This window comes from Nonomuraea purpurea, from assembly GCF_042650645.1.
GTDB classification, from domain to species: domain Bacteria; phylum Actinomycetota; class Actinomycetes; order Streptosporangiales; family Streptosporangiaceae; genus Nonomuraea; species Nonomuraea purpurea.
In genome coordinates, this window is sequence record NZ_JBHSBI010000002.1 from 259,606 (window position 1) to 279,359 (window position 19,754).

The 19,754-nt window shown below is 68.2% G+C and carries 23 protein-coding genes and 1 tRNA gene; 13 read left to right on the forward strand and 11 right to left on the reverse strand.

The window, feature by feature from the left end; genetic code table 11:
• Positions 1 to 63: 63 nt before the first annotated feature.
• From ACFOY2_RS04735 to ACFOY2_RS04750, 4 genes are all read right to left on the reverse strand, one after another.
• Entirely contained in the window at positions 64 to 1,182 is a 1,119-nt protein-coding gene (locus tag ACFOY2_RS04735; RefSeq protein ID WP_379526999.1) for a PucR family transcriptional regulator, read from the reverse strand.
• Between the two features lie 118 nt (positions 1,183 to 1,300).
• The gene (locus ACFOY2_RS04740) at positions 1,301 to 1,744 is read right to left on the reverse strand and encodes a DUF350 domain-containing protein (RefSeq protein ID WP_379526660.1); all 444 of its coding nucleotides are present in this window, start codon (positions 1,742 to 1,744) and stop codon (positions 1,301 to 1,303) included.
• A gap of 29 nt (positions 1,745 to 1,773) precedes the next feature.
• Entirely contained in the window at positions 1,774 to 2,919 is a 1,146-nt protein-coding gene (locus ACFOY2_RS04745) for a glutathionylspermidine synthase family protein (RefSeq protein WP_379526661.1), read from the reverse strand.
• A 2-nt stretch (positions 2,920 to 2,921) separates the two neighbouring features.
• Positions 2,922 to 3,458 (reverse strand): hypothetical protein, encoded by a 537-nt coding sequence (locus ACFOY2_RS04750; RefSeq protein ID WP_379526662.1) that lies wholly within the window; start codon positions 3,456 to 3,458, stop codon positions 2,922 to 2,924.
• 102 nt (positions 3,459 to 3,560) lie between these two features.
• Here ACFOY2_RS04750 and ACFOY2_RS04755 point away from each other — a divergent pair, with 102 nt between their 5' ends.
• From ACFOY2_RS04755 to ACFOY2_RS04765, 3 genes are all read left to right on the forward strand, one after another.
• A complete protein-coding gene (locus ACFOY2_RS04755) occupies positions 3,561 to 4,583 on the forward strand; it encodes a PHP domain-containing protein (protein WP_379526663.1) in 1,023 nt (340 codons plus the stop codon).
• A 113-nt stretch (positions 4,584 to 4,696) separates the two neighbouring features.
• The gene (locus ACFOY2_RS04760) at positions 4,697 to 5,425 is read left to right on the forward strand and encodes a helix-turn-helix transcriptional regulator (protein ID WP_379526664.1); all 729 of its coding nucleotides are present in this window, start codon (positions 4,697 to 4,699) and stop codon (positions 5,423 to 5,425) included.
• Positions 5,426 to 5,501: 76 nt separating this feature from the next.
• On the forward strand, positions 5,502 to 5,858 hold the full coding sequence (locus tag ACFOY2_RS04765) for a VOC family protein (RefSeq protein ID WP_379526665.1): 357 nt from the start codon (positions 5,502 to 5,504) through the stop codon (positions 5,856 to 5,858).
• A 144-nt stretch (positions 5,859 to 6,002) separates the two neighbouring features.
• Here ACFOY2_RS04765 and ACFOY2_RS04770 read toward each other — a convergent pair whose 3' ends face one another.
• The 4 genes from ACFOY2_RS04770 to ACFOY2_RS04785 all read right to left on the reverse strand — a co-directional run bounded on the left by ACFOY2_RS04770 (position 6,003) and on the right by ACFOY2_RS04785 (position 11,906).
• Entirely contained in the window at positions 6,003 to 6,746 is a 744-nt protein-coding gene (locus ACFOY2_RS04770) for a maleylpyruvate isomerase family mycothiol-dependent enzyme (RefSeq protein ID WP_379526666.1), read from the reverse strand.
• Between the two features lie 10 nt (positions 6,747 to 6,756).
• The gene (locus ACFOY2_RS04775; RefSeq protein ID WP_379526667.1) at positions 6,757 to 8,262 is read right to left on the reverse strand and encodes an alpha/beta hydrolase; all 1,506 of its coding nucleotides are present in this window, start codon (positions 8,260 to 8,262) and stop codon (positions 6,757 to 6,759) included.
• A 185-nt stretch (positions 8,263 to 8,447) separates the two neighbouring features.
• A complete protein-coding gene (aceE, locus tag ACFOY2_RS04780; RefSeq protein ID WP_379526668.1) occupies positions 8,448 to 11,195 on the reverse strand; it encodes a pyruvate dehydrogenase (acetyl-transferring), homodimeric type in 2,748 nt (915 codons plus the stop codon).
• A 555-nt stretch (positions 11,196 to 11,750) separates the two neighbouring features.
• Complete coding sequence (locus ACFOY2_RS04785) at positions 11,751 to 11,906, reverse strand: hypothetical protein (RefSeq protein ID WP_379526669.1); 156 nt, start codon at positions 11,904 to 11,906, stop codon at positions 11,751 to 11,753.
• A 103-nt stretch (positions 11,907 to 12,009) separates the two neighbouring features.
• On the opposite strand from ACFOY2_RS04785, the gene ACFOY2_RS04790 reads away from it, so the two are divergent.
• From ACFOY2_RS04790 to ACFOY2_RS04820, 7 genes are all read left to right on the forward strand, one after another.
• On the forward strand, positions 12,010 to 12,192 hold the full coding sequence (locus ACFOY2_RS04790) for a DUF1918 domain-containing protein (protein ID WP_357803978.1): 183 nt from the start codon (positions 12,010 to 12,012) through the stop codon (positions 12,190 to 12,192).
• A gap of 9 nt (positions 12,193 to 12,201) precedes the next feature.
• Positions 12,202 to 12,609 (forward strand): secondary thiamine-phosphate synthase enzyme YjbQ, encoded by a 408-nt coding sequence (locus ACFOY2_RS04795; RefSeq protein ID WP_357803981.1) that lies wholly within the window; start codon positions 12,202 to 12,204, stop codon positions 12,607 to 12,609.
• Between the two features lie 117 nt (positions 12,610 to 12,726).
• Positions 12,727 to 13,155, forward strand: a complete 429-nt coding sequence (locus ACFOY2_RS04800) for a DUF3052 domain-containing protein (RefSeq protein ID WP_357803983.1) — start codon at positions 12,727 to 12,729, stop codon at positions 13,153 to 13,155.
• Positions 13,156 to 13,183: 28 nt separating this feature from the next.
• Entirely contained in the window at positions 13,184 to 13,645 is a 462-nt protein-coding gene (locus ACFOY2_RS04805) for a peroxiredoxin (RefSeq protein ID WP_379526670.1), read from the forward strand.
• Positions 13,646 to 13,657: 12 nt separating this feature from the next.
• On the forward strand, positions 13,658 to 13,981 hold the full coding sequence (locus ACFOY2_RS04810) for a hypothetical protein (protein ID WP_379526671.1): 324 nt from the start codon (positions 13,658 to 13,660) through the stop codon (positions 13,979 to 13,981).
• A 197-nt stretch (positions 13,982 to 14,178) separates the two neighbouring features.
• Positions 14,179 to 15,129 carry an ROK family protein gene (locus tag ACFOY2_RS04815; RefSeq protein ID WP_379526672.1) on the forward strand — a complete coding sequence of 317 codons (951 nt, stop codon included), beginning with the start codon at positions 14,179 to 14,181 and terminating at the stop codon, positions 15,127 to 15,129.
• 17 nt (positions 15,130 to 15,146) lie between these two features.
• Positions 15,147 to 15,218: transfer RNA gene (locus ACFOY2_RS04820), tRNA-Val, on the forward strand.
• A gap of 6 nt (positions 15,219 to 15,224) precedes the next feature.
• Here ACFOY2_RS04820 and ACFOY2_RS04825 read toward each other — a convergent pair.
• The 3 genes from ACFOY2_RS04825 to ACFOY2_RS04835 all read right to left on the reverse strand — a co-directional run bounded on the left by ACFOY2_RS04825 (position 15,225) and on the right by ACFOY2_RS04835 (position 18,881).
• The gene (locus ACFOY2_RS04825; RefSeq protein ID WP_379526673.1) at positions 15,225 to 16,751 is read right to left on the reverse strand and encodes a tyrosine-type recombinase/integrase; all 1,527 of its coding nucleotides are present in this window, start codon (positions 16,749 to 16,751) and stop codon (positions 15,225 to 15,227) included.
• A gap of 851 nt (positions 16,752 to 17,602) precedes the next feature.
• Positions 17,603 to 18,001, reverse strand: coding sequence for a hypothetical protein (locus tag ACFOY2_RS04830; RefSeq protein ID WP_379526674.1), 399 nt, complete (start codon positions 17,999 to 18,001; stop codon positions 17,603 to 17,605).
• A gap of 286 nt (positions 18,002 to 18,287) precedes the next feature.
• A complete protein-coding gene (locus ACFOY2_RS04835; protein WP_379526675.1) occupies positions 18,288 to 18,881 on the reverse strand; it encodes a hypothetical protein in 594 nt (197 codons plus the stop codon).
• Positions 18,882 to 18,971: 90 nt separating this feature from the next.
• Between ACFOY2_RS04835 and ACFOY2_RS04840 the strand changes: the two genes are divergently transcribed.
• From ACFOY2_RS04840 to ACFOY2_RS04850, 3 genes are all read left to right on the forward strand, one after another.
• Positions 18,972 to 19,232 carry a helix-turn-helix domain-containing protein gene (locus ACFOY2_RS04840; RefSeq protein ID WP_379526676.1) on the forward strand — a complete coding sequence of 87 codons (261 nt, stop codon included), beginning with the start codon at positions 18,972 to 18,974 and terminating at the stop codon, positions 19,230 to 19,232.
• Positions 19,233 to 19,296: 64 nt separating this feature from the next.
• Positions 19,297 to 19,629 carry a hypothetical protein gene (locus ACFOY2_RS04845; RefSeq protein ID WP_379526677.1) on the forward strand — a complete coding sequence of 111 codons (333 nt, stop codon included), beginning with the start codon at positions 19,297 to 19,299 and terminating at the stop codon, positions 19,627 to 19,629.
• Positions 19,626 to 19,751, forward strand: a complete 126-nt coding sequence (locus ACFOY2_RS04850) for a hypothetical protein (RefSeq protein WP_379526678.1) — start codon at positions 19,626 to 19,628, stop codon at positions 19,749 to 19,751. The genes ACFOY2_RS04845 and ACFOY2_RS04850 overlap by 4 nt, the downstream gene beginning before the upstream one ends.
• Positions 19,752 to 19,754: the final 3 nt, after the last annotated feature.

Sequence of the window (19,754 nt, forward strand, 5' to 3'; positions counted from 1 at the left end):
AGATCCGTACGAACTTTGTCCGGGGTGATTTGTAGGAACCCTACAGTAGGGATTTCGGTGGTATTACGTTAGGGCGCGCCACGTTACGGCGCTTTCCGACAGCCGGCCGAGAATGAGCCCGACCTGCAGGGTGAAGGCGGAGCGGCCCTCGGTGGGCTGGTACCCGGTCAGCTCCGTGATCTTCTTCAGCCGGTAGCGCACGGTGTTGGGGTGCACGAAGAGCAGCCTGGCGGTCGCCTCCAGCGAGGTGCCCTGCTCCAGATACGTGGCCAGTGTGTCGAGCAGCGGCGTGCCGGCGAGCGGCAGGTAGACGTTCTCGATGAGCTGCTCCCTGGCGTCGGCGTCGCCGTCGAGCGCCCGTTCGGCCAGCAGATCCTCGGCGTGCACCGGCCTGGGCGCGTCGGGCCACCCGCAGGACGCCTTCAGCCCGGCCAGCGCCGCCCTGGCGGACCTGGCGGCGGCGTGCAGGTCGGGCACCTCGGGGCCGATGACGATGGGGCCGACGCCGAAGCGGGACACGACCTGCCTGGCCGCGTGGTCGACGCTGTCGGCGCCGCCCACGATCACGATCAGCCGGTCGGCCTGGACGCCGGCGAGCAGGTCCATGCCGATGCGGCGGCCCTTCTCGCGCAGGCCGTCGATGACCGCGCGGGGGTCGCCCTCGGGGGCGTGACCGGCGATGACGACCACGGGGGAGGAGGTCCAGCCGAGCGCGGCGGCCCAGGAGTGGAGGCCGTCGTCGACCTCGCCGCGCACCAGCGCGTCCACGATCAGCGCCTCAAGCCGGGCGTCCCACGCGCCCCTGGCCTCGGCCTCGCGGGCGTAGACCTGGGCGGCGGTGAAGGCCACGTCGCGGGTGTAGCGCAGCATGGCCTGCTGGAGCTGGTCCTCGCCGCCGGGCGCGGCCAGTTCGTGGGCCTGCGCCTCGACCACCTCGACCACGATCCTGACGATGTCGACGGTCTGCTGCAGCGAGATCGACCGCTTGAGCTCGCGCGGGGCCGTGCCGAAGAACTCGATGCTGGGAGTGTCCTTGCCCGCCTGCTGGAACCACTCGACGAAGGCGGCGATGCCGGCCTGGGCCACCAGCCCCACCCACGACCTGTCCTCGGCGCTGAGCGCGCGGAACCACGGAAGCTGCTCGTCCATGCGCGCCATCGCCGCCGTGCCGAGCGAGCCCATGGCCCGCTCGAGCCTGCGGGTGGTGTCCTCCCGGGTCCGGTCTGTCACGTCATCTAGAGTGCCAGGTCCATTCCCATGACCGCGACGGCGGTGTCAGGCCCGGCCGCGCGGACGGCCTTCAGATGACGGCGACGGCCGTGATCAGGCCGATCGCGAGGTGGGTGACCGCGAGCAGCCGCGCTCCTGGCTGCAGCTCCTGCTCCTTGACCAGATCGCGGACGGAGACGCCCACGATCTTGTCGAACACCAGCATCGCGACGGTCTGCACGATGATGCCGACCAGGCCGAACACCGCCGTGGCCGCCAGCCCCTCCGTCAACCGGCCGCCGGAGGCCCAGATGGAGGCGGCCACGATGAGGCCGATGGCGCCCAGCGCCGAGGTGGTCAGCAGCGTGGCGTTGGGGTTGCGCTGGGTGCGGATGACCTCGCTCAGCTTGCCGGGCGTCGCCCAGTCGATCACGTAGAAGCCGACGATCATGAGGACCAGGCCGACGGCGGCGTAGGCGGCGATGGCGCCGGCGCCGCGCATGAGGGTTTCGAGAAGGGTCACGTCTGTATCCATTCAGGGGAGGATGCGGGAGTGGGGGGAAGTCAGTCGGCGATGCGGTGCGGGACGAAGGAGGAGGTGTCATCGGTGATCAGGCCGGTCGTCTCCCTGATACCCAGCCCGGCGGCCTCGTCGGCGACGATCCAGGCGCCGAGCACCGGGCGTTGTCCCTCGAACACCGGCAGAGCCTCGAAGCCCTGGAAGACGTAGCCTTCCTTGCCGTAGGAGCCGGGCGTCTCCTGTGTCCCCTCCGGGGTGACGATCCGCATCGAGGCGCCCTCCCTGCCGAGCATCGGCTTGGCGATGTAGGAGGTCAGCTCCCGTGGGTCGCCGAGGTAGGCGGGCAGCAGGTTGGGGTGGCCCGGGTGGAGCTCCCACAGGAGCGCCAGCAGCGCCTTGTTCGACAGCAGCGTCTTCCACAGGGGTTCGATCCAGGTGGAGTGCCGTACGGCCTGCCGTCCGAAGTCGTCGTCCAGCATCCACTCCCACGGGTAGAGCTTGAACGCCGAGCGGATCATCTGCCCGCCGAGGTCGGCGAAGCGGCGGTTGAGCGCGTCCCAGCCGATGTCCTCCATGGCGATGGCCATGGTCCGCAGGCCGGCCTGTTCGGCGGTCTCCTGCAGGTAGGCCACCGTCATGGCCTCTTCGCCGGTCTCGTCCATGTTCGTGAACGCGAAGTGGATGGGCCCGGGCGGCAGCCGCAGCTCGCGCCAGCGCTCGACGAGCCGCTCGTGCACGGAGTTCCACTGGTCGTCGCCGGGGAAGCGGTCCTGCAGCCAGAACCACTGCACGACCGACGACTCCACCAGCGAGGTCGGGGTGTCGGCGTTGTACTCCAGCAGTTTGGCCGGGCCCGTGCCGTCGTAGCGCAGGTCGAATCGGGCGTACACGTGGGGGTCGCGCCGCTCCCACGAGCGGGCCACCTCCTCCCACGCCCACTCGGGGATGGCGAAGTCGGCGAAGCGCCCGGTGGAGATCACGTGCTCCACGACGCCCAGGCACATGCGGTGGAGCTCCTCGACCTGCTCCTCCAGCGCCTCGACCTCCTCCATCGAGAAGACGTAGTGGACGGACTCGTCCCAGTAGGGCCTGCTCAGCCCGGAGGGGTGGGCGGCCCGGTGGTAGGCCAGCCCCTGACCCTCGATGATCTTCTCCCAGTCGTCTCTGGGCGTGCCATGCTCGCGGCGCACCGTCAGCTCCCGCTGCTCGAACGGTTGCCGAACCCGCCGCGCTGGATCTCCTTGCCGGAGCGGCTGTTGATGTTCACGTCGGAGGGGCGGTAGGTGCTGCCCTTGGAGACGCGGTCACCCTGCCTGGTGCCGCCGTAGTACCAGCGGTACGCGCCGCGCGAGTCGCCGTAGTTGATCCGGTAGGAGTTGTAGCTGTTGTTGCCGCCGCCGCCGCCGTCGCCATCGCCGTCATAGCTGCGGTAGCGGTTGTCGTCATCGTCATCGCAGTTGGAGTCGTCGACGACCTGGTAGGAGCCGGGGGGCGGCGTTGACGTGCCGGGGGTGGGGGTCGCGGTCGGATCGGGGGCGGGGGTCGGCGAGTAGGCGTCCCCCTCCACGTAGAGCACACAATCTGCGGTGACGTCGTCGTCCTCGTCGTTCGCCTCCGCGACCGCCCAGATCCCGACCAGGGTCAAGGACAGAACGCCGAGCACGGACAGCGCAACGATCTTGGACGACTTGCGCTCGGACGCCTCGTCGTAATGGGGCGGTGGTGCCATCAAGCTCCTGCTTTCATGGGCCGATCAGCCTATCGGTGGCTCTCGTTCGCGTTCAATGTGTATCGCCTGCCTGTTGCTATTGGTTTGGGTATGAATCAAGGCATGGATCCGGTTGATGCCCTCCGCGAGATCGCCTTCCTGTTGGAGCGCGCGGGAGAGCCCACGTACCGCGTACGCGCCTTCCGCCGTGCCGCCGCGCTCGTTGACGACCTCCCCCGAGACGAGCTCGCGCGGCTGGCCCACACGGGTGGGCTCGGCGACCTGCCCGGCATCGGCAAGGTCACCGCACTGGTGATCAACGAAGCACTCTCCGGTGAGGTTCCTACGTATTTGCGGAGAATGCGGGCGACCGAGGGCGTGGAACTCGACGCGGCGGCGGCAGCCCTGCGCAGTGCGTTGAAAGGCGACCTGCACAGCCATTCGGACTGGTCGGACGGCGGCTCGCCGATCGAGGAGATGGCCGAGGCGGCCATCGGGCTCGGCCACGAATACTGGGCGCTGACCGACCACTCGCCGCGCCTGACCGTCGCCAAGGGCCTGACGGCCGAGCGGCTGGAACGGCAGCTCGAGGTCGTGGGCAAACTGAACGAGCGGCTGGCCCCGTTCAGGATCCTGACCGGCATCGAGGTGGACGTGAACGCGGACGGCTCCCTCGACCAGGAGCCCGCGCTGCTGGAGCGGCTGGACGTGGTGGTGGCGAGCGTGCACTCCAAGCTGCGCATGGACGCACAGGACATGACCCGCCGCATGGTCACCGCGATCGCGAACCCGCTGGTCGACGTGCTCGGGCACTGCACGGGGCGGGTGGTGCGGGCAGGGGGCGAGCGGGGGGCCAAGCGGCCGGAGTCGTCGTTCGACGCGGAACTGGTCTTCGAGGCCTGCAGGCGGTTCGGGGTGGCGGTCGAGATCAACTCCCGGCCCGACCGGCTCGATCCGCCGAAACGACTGATGCGGCTGGCCTACGAGATGGGGTGCGTGTTCGCGATCGACTCCGACGCGCACGCGCCCGGGCAGCTCGACTGGCAGCGGTTCGGGTGCGAACGGGCCGCGCAGTGCGGGATCGAGGCGGACCGGATCGTCAACACCTGGACGCTGGACCGGCTGCTCGAATGGACGGCGGCCTGATTCGGGGGAGCGGTCGCCGTGACGTGAGACCACCGTGGCCCGGCGGTGAGGCGGTGGTTGCGGGGACGGCGTGAGCCCCATGATTGTCGGTGGCGCCGCGTAACGTCTCGGCTGTGAACCGTACCGACCGGCTCTACGCACTCGTCGAAGACCTGCGCGCCATCGCGCCCCGCTGCCGCTCGGCCCGGGAGCTCGCCCAGCGGTTCGAGGTCAGCGTGCGCACGATCGAGCGCGACATCACGGCGCTGCAGGAGTCGGGGGTGCCGATCTACGCCGAGCCGGGGCGCAAGGGCGGTTACGCGATCGACAAGAAGATGTCCCTGCCGCCGCTCAACTTCACCCCCGCCGAGGCCGTGGCCATCGCGGTGGCGCTCAGCAGAGCCGGCGACCAGCCGTTCGGCAGGCAGGCGCGCAGCGCGTTACGCAAGGTGGTGGCCGCCATGCCGGGCGCCGAGGGCGATCTCGCCCGAGAGCTGGCCCGCCGCGTGCAGATGGTCCGCCCGCACTCCGAGCCCGACGACGACATCCAGCCGCTCGGCGCCGAGGGCATCTCGCGGGCCATCGAGGAGGCGCTGCTGCGCAGGCGCGTGCTCAGGCTCGAATACGCCGACGCCAAGGGCGCGCTGACCTCGCGCGACGTGGAGCCCGGGGTGTTCCTGGGCGGGCGGGGCGGGTTCTGGTACCTCGTGGCGTGGTGCCGGCTGCGCGACGACGTACGCGTCTTCCGCCTCGACCGCATCGCGGCCGCCACCGTCACCCCCGAGCGCAGCCCGGACCGGCCGCTCGAAGGCTTCGCCTCCGGGGTGCCCGAGATGATCGTCCACGGCACTTCGCTCGAGTAATCATTCGAAAACACCGACATAGGGTTGTCGCTCACGCGTTGCATCGTTGTCCTGTTCGAGAAATGAGGAGACGACGATGGACAACACGGTGACCTGGTTCGAGGTCGCGACAGACGACCCAGAAGGCGCCCAGACGTTCTATGGCGGGATGTTCGGCTGGACGTTCGCCCGTGACGACGCCCCGATCGACTACCGGTTGATCGGCTACCCGGGCGGCGCGCACCCGGCGGGCGGGCTGTACAACACCAAGGGCGAGTTCCCGGCTCACGCGATCTTCCACGTGCATGTGGCCGACGTCGAGGAGGCCTGCGCCAAGAGCGAGAAGCTGGGCGGCAAGGTCGTCACGAAGGTCATCGGCGACGCCGACGGCACCGACTTCGCCTATCTGCGCGACCCGTCGGGCAGCCTCTTCGGAGTCTTCCACCGCAGGTGAGCCACGTTCCGTCCGCCCGCGCGCCCGGGAGAGCACCTTCCCCGCCGACCCGAGGCCGCCCCGGGGGACGGATGGTTCGCCTTTCGCCCTGGGCACGCCGCCGATCGCCGAGCGGCGGCGCGTCCAGGGCCTTTCTCCGAGTGGTCAGAAGGCGGCGGCCGACAGCCAGCGGTCCAGGAAGGCGCGGTCGCCGTACACGGTGAGCCCGTCGGGGGAGCGCCGGCCGTACAGCAGGAGAAGCAGGTCGCTCACGGGGCCCCGCACGGCGACGTCGCCCTTGGCGTGCCCGCGCGCCCACGTGATCGCTCCGCCGGGCCCCTGCGTGATCGTCCACTCGCCGTCGGCGTCGGTCGCGTGGAGGTGGATCGTGGCCCCCTCCGCGCCCAGCTCGGCCAGCGGCCGGGTGACCCAGGCGGCGGACGGCAGATTGTGCAGGAACTCCTCGACGCCGTCGATCGCGGTCGGCGCCGGGACCACCGGGTCGACGCCGAGCGCGAGCTCCGCGTCGGCCCGGTGGACGACCAGCTCGAAGAGCATCCTGCGCGGCCACCAGGACGCCCGTTTGTCCGGGCCCCAGGTCCACACGGGCATCGCCGGATCGGTCACGCGCAGCGTCTCCAGCAGGGTGGCGGCGCCGGCCGTCAGCCAGGCCGCGTCCCCGCTCTCGCCCTCGGCCAGCCCGCTCGGCACCTGGCGCGACCAGATCCGCTCCTGAACCCGGTTGCGCAGCACGTGGGTGGCCCAGCGGTGGGTCTGGCCGACGTGCGTGACCAGTTCGGCGAGCGTCCATCCCGGGCACGTGGGCACCGGGACGGACAGGTCGCCCGCCAGGGAGGCCAGTCGCGCGGCCTCCGCCTCAATCGTCGATTCGTCAGTGTCGTCCGTCACGCGGCCCAGACTAGGCCGCCGGGCAGGTGCTGCCCTTGCTCGGCATGCGGCCGTCGATCAGGTACGTGTCCACGATCCCCTGGATGCACTTGCTGCCCGACAGGTACGCCCCGTGCCCCTCGCCCTCGTAGGTGACGAGCGTGGCGGTCTTGAGCTGGGCCGTCAGCCTGGGCGCCCACTCGTACGGCGTGGCGGGGTCGCCCCTGCCGCCCACGACCATGATCGGCGCCGACCCGGTGGCGTTCACGTGGCGCGCCTCGTCGCTGCCCTTGGCCGGCCAGACCCGGCACAGCCCGCCTGAGCCCTCGCTGCCGAACAGCGGCGAGATCTTCAGCGCGGCCGCCTCGGTGCGCCGCAGCTCCGCCTCCGTGGGGCGTTCCGTGGTGTCCACGCAGGTGATGGCGGGGAAGCTGGTCATCTGGGTGGAGTAGGAGCCGTCGGGGGAGCGGCCGGTGTAGGAGTCGGCCAGGTACATCAGCGCGTCGCCCTTGCCCTTGATCGCCTCGGAGAGCGCCTGCTCCAGGAACGGCCAGGTCAGCTCGGAGTAGAGCGCCGCGGCCACGCCCGTGGAGGCCAGGCCCTGGGTGAGCTCGCGGGTGCCGACCTTCAGCGGCTGGACGGTGAGCTGGTTCATCAGCTTCTCGACGTTGGCGTCCGCGGTGGTCGCGTCATTGCCGATGTCGCACGATCCGTCCTTGACGCACGAGCGCAGGAAACTCTCGTACGCCTTCTGGAACCCGCGCGTCTGGGTCAGCGTCCGCTGCTCGAAGTTGACCGTGGGGTCGAGCGGGGCGTCGAGCACCATGCGGCCCACGTTCTTGGGGAACTCGGTGGCGTAGACGCCGCCGAGCTGGGTGCCGTACGACATGCCCACGTAGTTGAGCTTGGCGTCGCCGAGGGCGGCGCGGATGCGGTCCATGTCGCGGGCCGCGTTCACGGTGCCCACGTACGGGAGGATCTTGCCGGAGTTCTGCTGGCACAGCGCCGCGAACTGCTTGTTGGCCGCCGCCGACTCGCGATGCGTCTCCTCGTTGGACGGAAGCGTGTCCAGCGAGGTGAAACGGTCCATTTCCGCGCTGTTGCCGCAGCGCACCCCGGAGCTGCGCTCGACGCCGCGCGGATCGAAGCTGATCAGGTCGTAGCGGGCGCGCAGCGCGGCGAGCGCCTTGCCCGCCTGGTCGAGCGTGTCGACCCCGGACGCCCCCGGGCCGCCGAAGTTGAAGACGACGGATCCGAGCCGCTGGCCCTTGCCCGCCGTGGTCGCCAGCTTGATCAACGCCAGGTCGAGCTGCTCGCCGCGGGGGTTGGCGTAGTCCAGAGGCACCGCGAGCTTGCCGCACTGCACCTTCGCGTCCGTGCGGGCCGGAGGCTCGCCGTCAGGACGCCTGATGTCGGTGCACGGCCCCCAGGCGATCTTGTCGGGGGCGGCGGTGGACTGCGTGGCGGGCTCGGCGGCCGGCACCGTGGAACATCCGGCGGCCGCCACGATCAGGGCCGCGGCAAGGACACGTCGCATCAGATAGTTTTCCCCTCGTCTCTCAGGGGGGAAGTAGTGCCCACAATACGTGACCGAATACCAAACCGGGTGAGGCGGCACGACCCCTCCTGACGTGCCGCCCCACCGTCCAGACGGCGCGGGCGGCCGGATATGACGGCGCTCCCGCGAAACCGGATTCGCGGGAGCGCCCCTTCCGGATGACGTCAGACGCCCATGGACTGGGTGTCGTTGCTCTCGGCGCCGCCGGCCTCGGTGACGCCGTTCTTGAGGTGGTAGCGGGCGATGGCCTCGCGCAGCACCTCGCCGTCGAGCTCGCCCCGCTTGACCAGGCTGGTCAGCACGGCCAGCGTGATCGAGGCGGCGTCGACGTGGAAGTGGCGGCGCAGCGCCGAGCGGGTGTCGGACAGGCCGAACCCGTCGGTGCCCAGCGAGGACCAGTCACCCGGCACCCACTGCGCGATCTGGTCCTGCACGGCCTTCATGTAGTCGCTGACGCCCACGAACGGCCCCTGAGCCTGCGACAGCACCTGGGTCACGTACGGGACGCGCCGCTCGGCGTCGGGGTTGAGCAGGTTGTGCTCCTCGCAGGCCAGAGCGTCGCGGCGCAGCTCGGACCACGACGTCGCCGACCACACCTCGGCCGACACGCCCCAGTCCTCCGCCAGCAGCCGCTGGGCCTCCATCGCCCACGGACCCGCCACGCCCGAGGACAGGATGTTGGCCTTCGGGCCCTGTGTCTGGGGACCGTCGGCGAACTTGTACAGGCCCTTGAGCAGCCCCTGCACGTCGATGTTCGCCGGCTGGGCGGGCTGCAGGTAGGGCTCGTTGTAGACGGTCAGGTAGAAGAAGACGTCCTCCGGCTGGTCGCCGTACATCCGGCGCAGGCCGTCCTTGACGATGTGGGCCACCTCGAACGCCCAGGACGGGTCGTAGGAGACCGAGGCCGGGTTGGTCGAGGCGATGAGCGGCGTGTGGCCGTCCTCATGCTGCAGGCCCTCGCCGTTGAGCGTGGTGCGGCCCGCGGTGGCGCCGAGCAGGAAGCCGCGGCCCATCTGGTCGCCCATCTGCCACATCTGGTCGCCGGTGCGCTGCCACCCGAACATCGAGTAGAAGATGTAGATCGGGATCATGTGCTCGCCGTGCGTGGCGTAGGAGGTGCCGGCCGCGATGGCGGAGGCCATCGAGCCCGACTCGCTGATGCCCTCGTGCAGGATCTGGCCCTGCACGGCCTCCTTGTAGGACAGCAGCAGCTCCCGGTCGACGGCCTCGTAGGTCTGGCCGTGCGGAGAGTAGATCTTCGCCGTGGGGAACATCGCGTCGAGACCGAACGTCCTGGCCTCGTCGGGGATGATCGGCACGAACCTGTGGCCGATCTCCTTGTCGCGCATGAGGTCCTTGAGCAGCCGCACGAACGCCATGGTGGTGGCGACCTGCTGCTTGCCCGAGCCCTTCTGGAAGCCGCCGTAGACCTCGTCGCCGGGCAGTTTGACCGGCTTGGCGCGCATGACCCGCTTGGGCAGCACGCCGCCGAGCGCGGCGCGGCGCTCCATCATGTACTGGATCTCGGGGTCGTTCTCGCCCGGGTGGAAGTACGGGGGAAGGTCGCCCTCCAGCGCCGAGTCGGGGATCGGCAGGTAGAGCCGGTCGCGGAACTCCTTGAGCTCGGCCTTGGTGAGCTTCTTCATCTGGTGGGTGGCGTTGCGGGCCTCGAAGTCCTTGCCCAGCGTCCAGCCCTTGATGGTCTGGGCGAGGATCACGGTCGGCTGGCCGACGTGCTCGCGGGCCGCCTTGAACGCCGCGTAGACCTTGCGGTAGTCGTGGCCGCCGCGCGACAGCTTGCGGATGTCGTCGTCGGTCAGGTGCTCGACCATCTTGCGCAGGCGCGGGTCGCCGCCGAAGAAGTGCTCGCGGATGTACTCGCCGGACTCGACCGAGTACGTCTGGTACTGGCCGTCGGGCGTGGTGTTCATCTGGTTGACCAGCACGCCGTCGACGTCGGCGGCCAGCAGCGGGTCCCAGTCGCGGCCCCACACGACCTTGATCACGTTCCAGCCGGCGCCGCGGAAGTACGACTCCAGCTCCTGGATGATCTTGCCGTTGCCGCGGACCGGGCCGTCGAGCCGCTGCAGGTTGCAGTTGATCACGAAGGTGAGGTTGTCGAGCTCCTCACGCGCGGCCAGGCCGATCGCGCCCAGCGACTCGGGCTCGTCCATCTCGCCGTCGCCCAGGAACGCCCATACGTGGCTGCGGCTGGTGTCCTTGATCTGGCGGTTGAGCAGGTAGCGGTTGAACCGCGCCTGATAGATCGCGCCGATCGGGCCCAGGCCCATGGAGACCGTGGGGAACTCCCAGAAGTCGGGCATGAGGCGCGGGTGCGGATAGGAGGGCAGGCCGTGGAAGCCGTGCGACAGCTCCTGGCGGAACGCGTCGAGCTGGGCCTCGTTGAGCCGGCCCTCAAGGAAGGCACGGGCGTAGATGCCCGGCGCGGCGTGCCCCTGGAAGAAGACCTGGTCGCCCGACTCGCCGTGGTCCTTGCCGCGGAAGAAGTGGTTGAAGCCCACCTCGTAGAGCGAGGCCGCCGAGGCGTAGGTGGCGATGTGGCCGCCGACGTTGGTACGGGCGTTGGCACGGGAGACCATGATCGCCGCGTTCCAGCGGATGTAGGCGCGGATGCGGCGTTCGACGTGCTCGTCGCCCGGGAACCAGGGCTCGCGCTCCGGCGGGATCGTGTTGATGTAGTCGGTGCTGCGCAAGCCCGGCACGCCGACCTGATGCTCGCGGGCCCGCTCGAGCATGCGGAGCATGAGGTAGCGGGCTCTGGTGCGGCCCTCGGTCTTGACGACGTTGTCGAGGGACTCGAGCCACTCGTTGGTCTCGCTGGGGTCGACATCAGGTAGCTGGCTGGGTAGGCCGTCGCTGATGATCGAGAATCGCTGGCGTCCGGAAGCCACTGGGTCTCGCCTTCCGAGATGGACTGATGTCTGGTCTGGGTCGCCTTCCATCCTGGTCGCTAGCCGTAGAAAACGCATCTCTACTCGCTGGTAACCAGGGTGTCCCTGCTGGCAGGGTCAGCTTCGATGGCCTAGACCACCGATGGTAGGACGAATCGACACCAAAGGTTACATCCCCGGTGCAATTTAACAAGACCGGAAAATGAACGAAATTTCGCTCGAATGTCCTGTTGACGACTGTCCCATGCCTCCAGCTTGCCCCGAAGAGGGGGATCTCACCCATGAGGGCGTGTGACGTGACGGGCGAGTCTAGCCACCGGCCTGTCCGTACGGCGCTGACGGGGCGGTCTGTCGCTCACATCGTCGGCGCCGCCGGTCTTTCTGCGGCCCACTCGCCCGCTCTTTGTTGGGAGGAGCCCGTGTCGTCGAGCACCGTGAGACGGGTCGGCGGTCACTCTGTGCGACCGTTCGTGACTCCCCGGCTGATCCACTCCGCAACTCACCGGGACGTGAGTCTGTCGGGCTGTCACGGTTCGGCATCGTTATGTCCAGGGATCACGCGTAGATCTTCGGAGCGGAACCGGCCAGGATCGTGGCGCGGGCCGGGACGACGTCCGCACCCGTGCCGCCGCCGGCGGGAGCGCTTACGACGTCGCCGATCGAGCACGTGTGCGGCGCCGCCGTCCCGCTGTGAAGCCCGAAACGTCGCATCTGCGCAGAGTAACGTTTTGGTCATCTTTGTACGGGCTCCAAGGCGATGCAAAACTTCCGAATCGTCCTTTTCGTGCGGCCTGCCGCGTACCAATCTGGAGGTATGAATGCGACGGTGGGCGACCGGCTCCTGGTGCACGGGAATACCGTTGGCGAAAGGGACCGGGGTGGCGTAATCATGGAGGTCCAGGGCCCGGAGGGCGGGCCTCCCTACATGGTGCGGTTCGACGACGGGCACACCGGGCTGGTGTTTCCCGGCCCCGACGCCGTCGTCGTGCCTAAGTAAGATTTCCACGTGAGATCTGAAATCATCTCTGTGACCACAGGTTCACGAGAGACGGTGCACGACATCACCGCCGAATGTGCGGAGTTCGTGCGAGCGCAGGGGGCAGACGGGCTTTTGCATGTGTTCGTGCCCCACGCGACGGCGGGTGTCGCCCTGCTCGAATTGGGCTCGGGCAGCGACGACGACCTGCTCGCCGCACTGCGTGATCTCCTGCCTGCCGACGAACGGTGGCGTCACGCCCACGGTTCGCGCGGTCACGGCAGGTCACATGTGATGCCCGCGCTGGTCCCGCCGTACGCCACCATCCCGGTGCTCGGCGGGCGCATGGCGCTGGGTACATGGCAGTCTGTCGCACTGGTTGACCTGAACGTCGACAACGTGCAACGCCAGGTTCGCCTGTCGTTTTTGCCGGATTGATTCTGGCCGACTACGGCCGTACCCGTGGCGACCGTTGACGACTGAGGGTCACAGCGTGTGGACTGTGCCGAAGCGATAAACCGCATAAGCGGGGCCACTCAAGCAGGAGGGATAAACGTGAGCGCGACCGCGGGTCAGGCGCAGAGCGAGCGCGGCCTGGCCGAACGACTCGGCCTCAAGTCGGGTCAGGTGGTGCAGGAGATCGGTTGGGACGAGGACGTCGACGACGAGCTTCGCGAGTCCATCGAGAACCTGACCGGCAACGAGCTGTTGGACGACGATAGCGACGACGTCGTCGACGTGGTGCTGCTGTGGTGGCGCGACGACGACGGAGATCTCTTCGACGCTCTGACCAGCGCCATGCGATCACTCGCAGAAGGCGGCCAGATCTGGCTGCTCACGCCCAAGGCCGGACGCGAGGGCCACGTGGAGCCGAGTGACATCGGGGAGGACGCCACCACGGCGGGCCTCTCGCAGACCAGCAGCGTCTCCGCCGCATCCGACTGGTCCGGGACCAGGCTCGTCACGCCCAAGGGCCGACGGTAGGGAGTCTGAGCGCCTGCCATGCGGCAGGATGGTGCCTGTGAGCGCACATCCTGCCGAGGTCGGCGCCCCGGCTCCTGATTTCGAGCTGCAGGACCAGCACGGCACGCCGGTACGCCTGTCCCAGTTCCGGGGCACCAAAGTCGTGCTGGTCTTCTACCCGCTGGCCTTCAGCGGGGTCTGTCACGGCGAGCTGTCCGCCCTGCGCGACCAGCCGCTGGACGGCCAGGTGCTGACGGTGTCCGTCGACTCCGTCTTCACGCACCGTGCCTGGGCGGATATCGAGGGTTACACCTTCGCGCTGCTCTCCGATTTCTGGCCACACGGACAGGTCGCGCAGGCGTACGGTGTCTTCGATGAGGCGAAAGGGCTCGCTTCGCGGGGGACCTTCGTCATCGACGGCGAGGGCGTGATCCGGTGGTCGGTGGTCAATCCGATCTCCTCCGCACGTGACGTCGCCGACTACGTGAAGGCACTCGCCGACATTTCTTGACTTCGGAGGGAAATGATGCCCTGCTACCGGTGCGGGGCCCGGCAGACCGACCCGGTGCGTGGCGCCAGCCCGTGGCAGCGCGGGGTGCGCAACGAGTCCCAAGTGTTGATCTGCCCGGACTGTCAACGGCTGCACGACCTCGACCTCGACTCGTGCGCCGGCTGCGGGTCCACGGCGTTGATCTGCCGGCTGGGCGAGGTGGAGTGCCGGGCCTGCGGCACGGTGCGGATGGCGATGGCCCGCACCGACACCTCCCCGGCCGACCCGGTGACACCGCCGCCAGGGCTTTCCGCGGAGGTGGAGGCGGCACTCAACCGGGTGCTGGGACGGGCCTGAGGGCCGCTGAGGGCCGTCCGGGGGTCCGTGGGCTGCCCAGGGGTCGGCCGTCGCCGTATCGGGCCACTGAGGGCCGGAGAGAGCGCCTGGAGACGCTGGCCGACTCCCTCTGAGAGCTTCGGCAGGCAACTCTGCAAGATCCTTGGCGAACAGCTTCTTTCCAGACATTTCCCTGAGCTGCGCTATCGTCTCCTTCCGTGTCCGCAATAAGTTCGTTCGTCGTTGCGCTCGACGTCGGTGGCACGTCCATGAAGGGCGGGCTGGTCAGCGAGTCCGGCGCGGTGCTGTTGAGCGAGCGGCGCCCGACCCCGCGAGCGGAGGGCCCTGAGGCGGTCGTGGCCGCCATCTCCGACTTCATCAGCCACCTGGCCGGATCGGGCGACGGGAACCCCGCGGGCGTGGGGCTGGCCGTACCGGGCCTGGTGTCGGAGAACGCGGCGATCTACGCGGCGAACCTCGGCTGGCGCGACGTCCCCGCCACCGACTTCACCACCCTGGACATCCCGGTGATGCTCGGCCACGACGTACGCACCGGGGGCCTCGCGGAGAGCATCCTCGGCGCCGGCCGGGGCCTTTCCGACTTCCTCTTCCTGCCCATCGGCACGGGCATCGCGGGCGCCTCGATCATCCGCGGCGAGCCGTACGGCGGCTCATCCGGCTGGGCAGGCGAGATCGGCCACACCCCGGTCTTCCCGGACGGCGAAGAGTGCGCGTGCGGCCAGTTCGGCTGCCTCGAAACCTACGCCTCAGCCGCCTCGGTGGGCCGCCGCTACAGCCAGCGGGCGGGCGTCGAGGGCGTCAAGGCGGAGCAGGTCGTCTCCTCCGACGATCCGATCGCCATCGAGGTATGGGACGAGGCCGTGGAGGCGCTGTCCCTGGCGCTGGCCACATACACCCTGCTCCTGGACCCCTCGATGATCGTCCTCGGAGGCGGCCTCGCCGAAGCCGGCCCCGCCCTCTTCGACCCGGTACGCACCCGCCTCATCAAACGCCTCGCCTTCCGCGAAGCACCCCCACTGATCCCGGCGGCACTCGGCGTGGACGCCGGCATGCTCGGCGCGGCCCTCCTGGGCTGGCGCGCCGCGGACCGCCCCGAACTCGGCCCCGGCTGGGCGGTGGATGTGCGATCGGACCCGGTGGTGTCGTAAGGTGTAGTGCCGATCAGGGGCGGTTAGCTCAGCGGTAGAGCACTCGCCTTACAAGCGAGGGGTCACTGGTTCGAACCCAGTACCGCCCACCCAGGTCAGACCACCTTTTTAGGTCGCGGACGAAGATCCGAAACGGGCGCCTGGGAGAGATTTGGGAGATGATCTTTCTTGTCAATCTTCCGATAGGGCTCCAGTAGCTCATCCAGAAGCGGCACCGGAGAGTGCCCATCACCGATCGCTGACCGCTCTCGAAGAGACCGCTCCCAGCACCGAACCTGCAAACCTTCTGTGATCATCCGGACCATCTCTGGAGACGTGTGCGAGTACGTGCCGACGATGCCCGGCACATCGTGCCCCATCCGCTCCTCCGACGCGACCGTCGGCACACCGAGCTCGTCCAGCCACACCTTCTGACTGTGCCTCAAGCCGTGGATTTTGAGCTTGCGGCCCCGATCTTCGGGCTTTACCGGCAGCCAGGACACCACGTGATGCTGGTCCATGTCGTACCGCCAGAAGCCGCGCCGTCGCGGCGGCTTGAACTCTTCACCCGAGACAGCCGCAGGCCAGGAACGGCGAACGACGCCTGGCCACGGAGCGTCCGCGAGGTCGGCCAGCACTGGATACCCCGGGCGGTCCTTTGCATCCGCGTGCCTCCCGTCCACTGCCGGGCGGAACCTACGCCGGCCGAAGTTACTGCGCCGCTCGTGGTCGCCGCCCTCCGGCAGGAACACGTACCGGCCGCCGCCGCACCCCCTCTCCTTCTCCTCCCTCGTTCTCTTCCTCGTGCAGTCGCATGCGCCGTCGCCATGCCGCTGGATCTGGCGCGACAGCAGATCGGCAAGGAACGGCGGCAGGTGGATGTCCCGGTATGAGTCGTCCTTCGGAGGCTTCTTTATCCACCGGCCCTTGTGCTCGTACACCTGCTGCTCGATTTGGATGACCGACAAGCGCAGAAACTGCCGTTCGAGGCCGATCGATTCTGCCCACCGCATTCCGGTGTAGGCGATCGTCACCAGGTGGATGAACTCGTCGGGACGGCCGGATAGGAGAGAAGCACGTTCTGCAACGAGGAGAGCTTCCAGCGGGGTAGCCCACACCTCCTCCGGGCCGCGGGCTCGACTCTTGCCGTTCTTCCTGCCTCGGTTGCGTTGCCTGACCGCAGGGTTGGCAGGGATGAGGCCGGCCGACACGGCGTCGGACAGGATCGTGTGGAGGAGTGTGCGGGCGGACGCCGCAGACGTCTGCCCGCACACGCCGTTGCGCCACAGGGACAGCTCCCACGCGGCGATGTCGAGCGCGTTCAGTGTTCGGAGAGCATGCTCTCCGAAGTACGGCAGGATGTGGACTTCGATATGCCACCGGTAGCCCTCGAGCGTCGTCTCCTCAAGGTGCTGAGCAGGAAACCATCGGTTGACCCAGTCGTTGAGCGTGATGTCGCCAGCTCGTGGGTCACGCCACAGGTTGCGGCGGATGTCCGCTTCCTGCTCTTCGCCGTAGTTTTCGGCGGCCTGCCTGGTTTCGAACCGCTTCCCGTCATCGCCGTGAGGGGCTGACGCCCAGGTTCCATCAGCACGCTTATACCGGGCGCGCCAGAACGCGCCTCTCTTCTCGGCAAACGCCATGAGGGTCCCTTGGGAGTGGGGGGTTGGGGGTCACCGGCTAGTGAAGCATGCCGTGCTACGAGATCGTGCCGAGTCGCCGAAGCTTCAGCGGATGCAGACGTTGAGGATCGGGTCCACGTCCACCTCCAGGTAACAGTCGCTTCCCGGCTCCTCCAGGTACGGCGCACCGCTGGTCGGCGCCGTTGGAGAAGGACGTGCAACGCCTGGCGCTGACAGGGGAGCCGGCGACGGCTCCACAGCGGCCTCGGCTACCAATGGCCGTGCCTCTGGAATGACATCTGCGCGCGGTGTCGGCGACCGGGCGGGGGTCGGCCCCACCCTTGGTGGTGGCGACTTTCCAGTACTCGGCTCGGCAGGCGACGGCAAGTCAGACGTCGGTCTTCTCTCCGGCCTGCGCGGCCCGCCAGCTTCGGTGGTTGACGTTGGGCGTTGCGTGCTGCCCGCAGAAGGGGAACGGGTTGGTGTAACGGTCCATAACGTTGGCGGCGGAGAAGCCATCATCGAGGGCGAGACCGGCGGGCGGGAGGCTTGAGGCTGTTCGCGGTCGTCGAGCTGGATGACCGCAAGCACGCCCGCCACGGCCACGGCGGCGGCTGTGCCGACTGCTGCTGCTCGCCCAGGATGCCCGCTCGCCCATCGCTTGATCGGATCCCAGGCGTACACGAGGAACGCCGCGGGGAGCAGTGCGGCTGTTCCCTGCTCGTGCGCCCGCCACGCGGCGAGAACGGCGGCGGCGCGCCCCTTGCCGGTGAGCTTTTCGTCGACCTCGATCACGGTCCGGCCGTTCTCGGTGTAGGCGACAGCAGGCGACAACGGGTCTTTTACCTCGCGGATCTCTGGCCAGACGCTCATCATGCGTCTCCATACCGCTCGGTGAACCGCTTCCACCACCTCATCCACTCGGCCGGGTCGTCCATGCCCATGGACGGGACGAGGAACGTGTGGATTTTGCCGTTGAGGGTTGCGCTGACGGCGTGTGCCTTGCCGCTGCGGCTGCTCAGCGCCTGGATGACTTCCTGAGGGGGAAGTTCGGCGGCCATCGCTTCGAGTGCCCGGCTGAGCCTTTTGATCATCTTGTAGGCCAGCTCGAGTTCGGCGGCCATGTCGTCGAACCGTTGCTGTGTGAATTGGTCGTTTTGAGCTTGGGCTGCGCTGAGCCGTTTGGCGATCTCGACGCGTTCCTTAATGGTGGCGAGCATGTGGTTGATCAACTCGCGCTCGCGGACGTCGGATTGCCCGTCGGCGATCAAGATTTTCCACCCCCAGAGCGCATTACGCGCAGAAGTGTTGTTACGTGGACCCCCGCCCCAAAAAGCTGTATTGGTCATTCCACGTCCACAAACGCGCGTAGTCCACCCCAAGTTGGGGGCCGTAATGTGATCGTGACACGACCTGCCATGTCACGCCAGGGCACAGCCTGCCATCCCCGTGACCAGTGGCAATCCTGAAAGATTCCTGAGAACGTCTGTGACGGCCGACGATACAAAGTCGGCATACGTGCAGGGCTATATTTCGGTCCTGAACGCGCACGATGGGTCAGCGGCGCGGCCGAAACTCCCGGACCTCAGCGTTGATCTCAGGATCCTCGTCCTCCATCGCCTCTCGGGCGACCCGCAGCAACCCGATCAACTGCCTGCGGATCACGGGCTCGATCTCGGCGATCTCCCAGAGTCGCTGCTCGGCGTCGTCCTCGTACTTGCGCTCTGATCGCGAGAGGTCGGCGAGGATGCTCCGCATTCGTTCGGGGCTCAACTGCTGGGCCAGGTCTCGGATCGCCGCCTCGATGTCCTGTGAGGTCCGTGGTTTCTGCGTGCCAGGTTCGGTGGTCGACGCCGAAAGGTCCGCCGCTTCTCCGCCGGCGCGGATGGCGTCGATGCTGCCGGGAGCCCAGTTGAGGGCGGCTTCCAGCTTGGCAATGGTGAGGGGGCCGGCCCCCGTGCCGGAACGGATCTTGCGCAGGAAGGCCGCGGAGATGCCGGCGGCTTCGGCCACTTCGTTCCACTCGAGGCGTAGCGCGAGGCGTCGCTGCTCCATGAGGTTTGCGAGGTGCTGGGTGCGGTCTCGCTCCATGCTTGGTCTCCGGTTCAGCTCGCGGTTCTGAACGCAATGTATCGCAATGTCGCTGGTCATGGGCTGCTGAATTCCTGACTCGGGGGTCTTCTTGAAGAAATGATGAGCGCTATGTTGCGGTCATTCGAAGACTTGCGCTAAGTTGCGCTCATGAAGAAGCGACTCCAGCTTCCTTTCGATGGCAAGCGCGCCAGAGAAGTGAGGGAGCGCAAAGGGCTCACCCTGGCGGACCTGGAGGTCCGCTGCGAACGGGCGGGCATGAGGATCACGGTCAGCACCCTTTGTCGATGGGAATCCGGGGTGTTCCTGCCGACGGCACCGAGGCTGGGGGTTCTAGTCAGGGCTCTCGACGTCGACATTGACGCGTTGTTGACCAAGCCTGAGGCAACGGCTCAGGCGGAGTGTGCATGATGCGCACTAGAGCGATCTATAGCGCTCACGACACAACCGCGTACCTCCACGAGGTGAGCGGCGCATGAAACCCCTCGAACGCGTCTTCACGCTTGCTCAGACGGTCGAGTGGTTCGGTGGCGAAGACGTCGTCACCGAGTACTGGCTCAAGAAGACCGCCCGCACACTGCAGATCGGCACACGCCTCGGACGGAAGCTCGTCTTCACCGAGACGCAGCTCCAGATGCTGCTCGACGCCCACGCCCTCCAGGGGCAGGAGCCGAAGCCCGCCCGCAAGCCCGGCACCGTCAAGAAGCCGCGACCGGCGAAGCCCCAGAACATTCCGGCGGCGAACACCGCCGTCACTCCGCTGTGCGCACGCCCCGAGCGGGCCCGGTCATACAGGGGGACGGCGTGAACCCGATGCCTTCCTTCGAGCAGCGCTACCGCCTCCAGGTGATCGCGGGATGGCGGGTCGGCTGCATCGCACGTGACCTCGAAGACCGCGCCGAGTACGTCGGACGGCACCACAAGCGCTGAAAG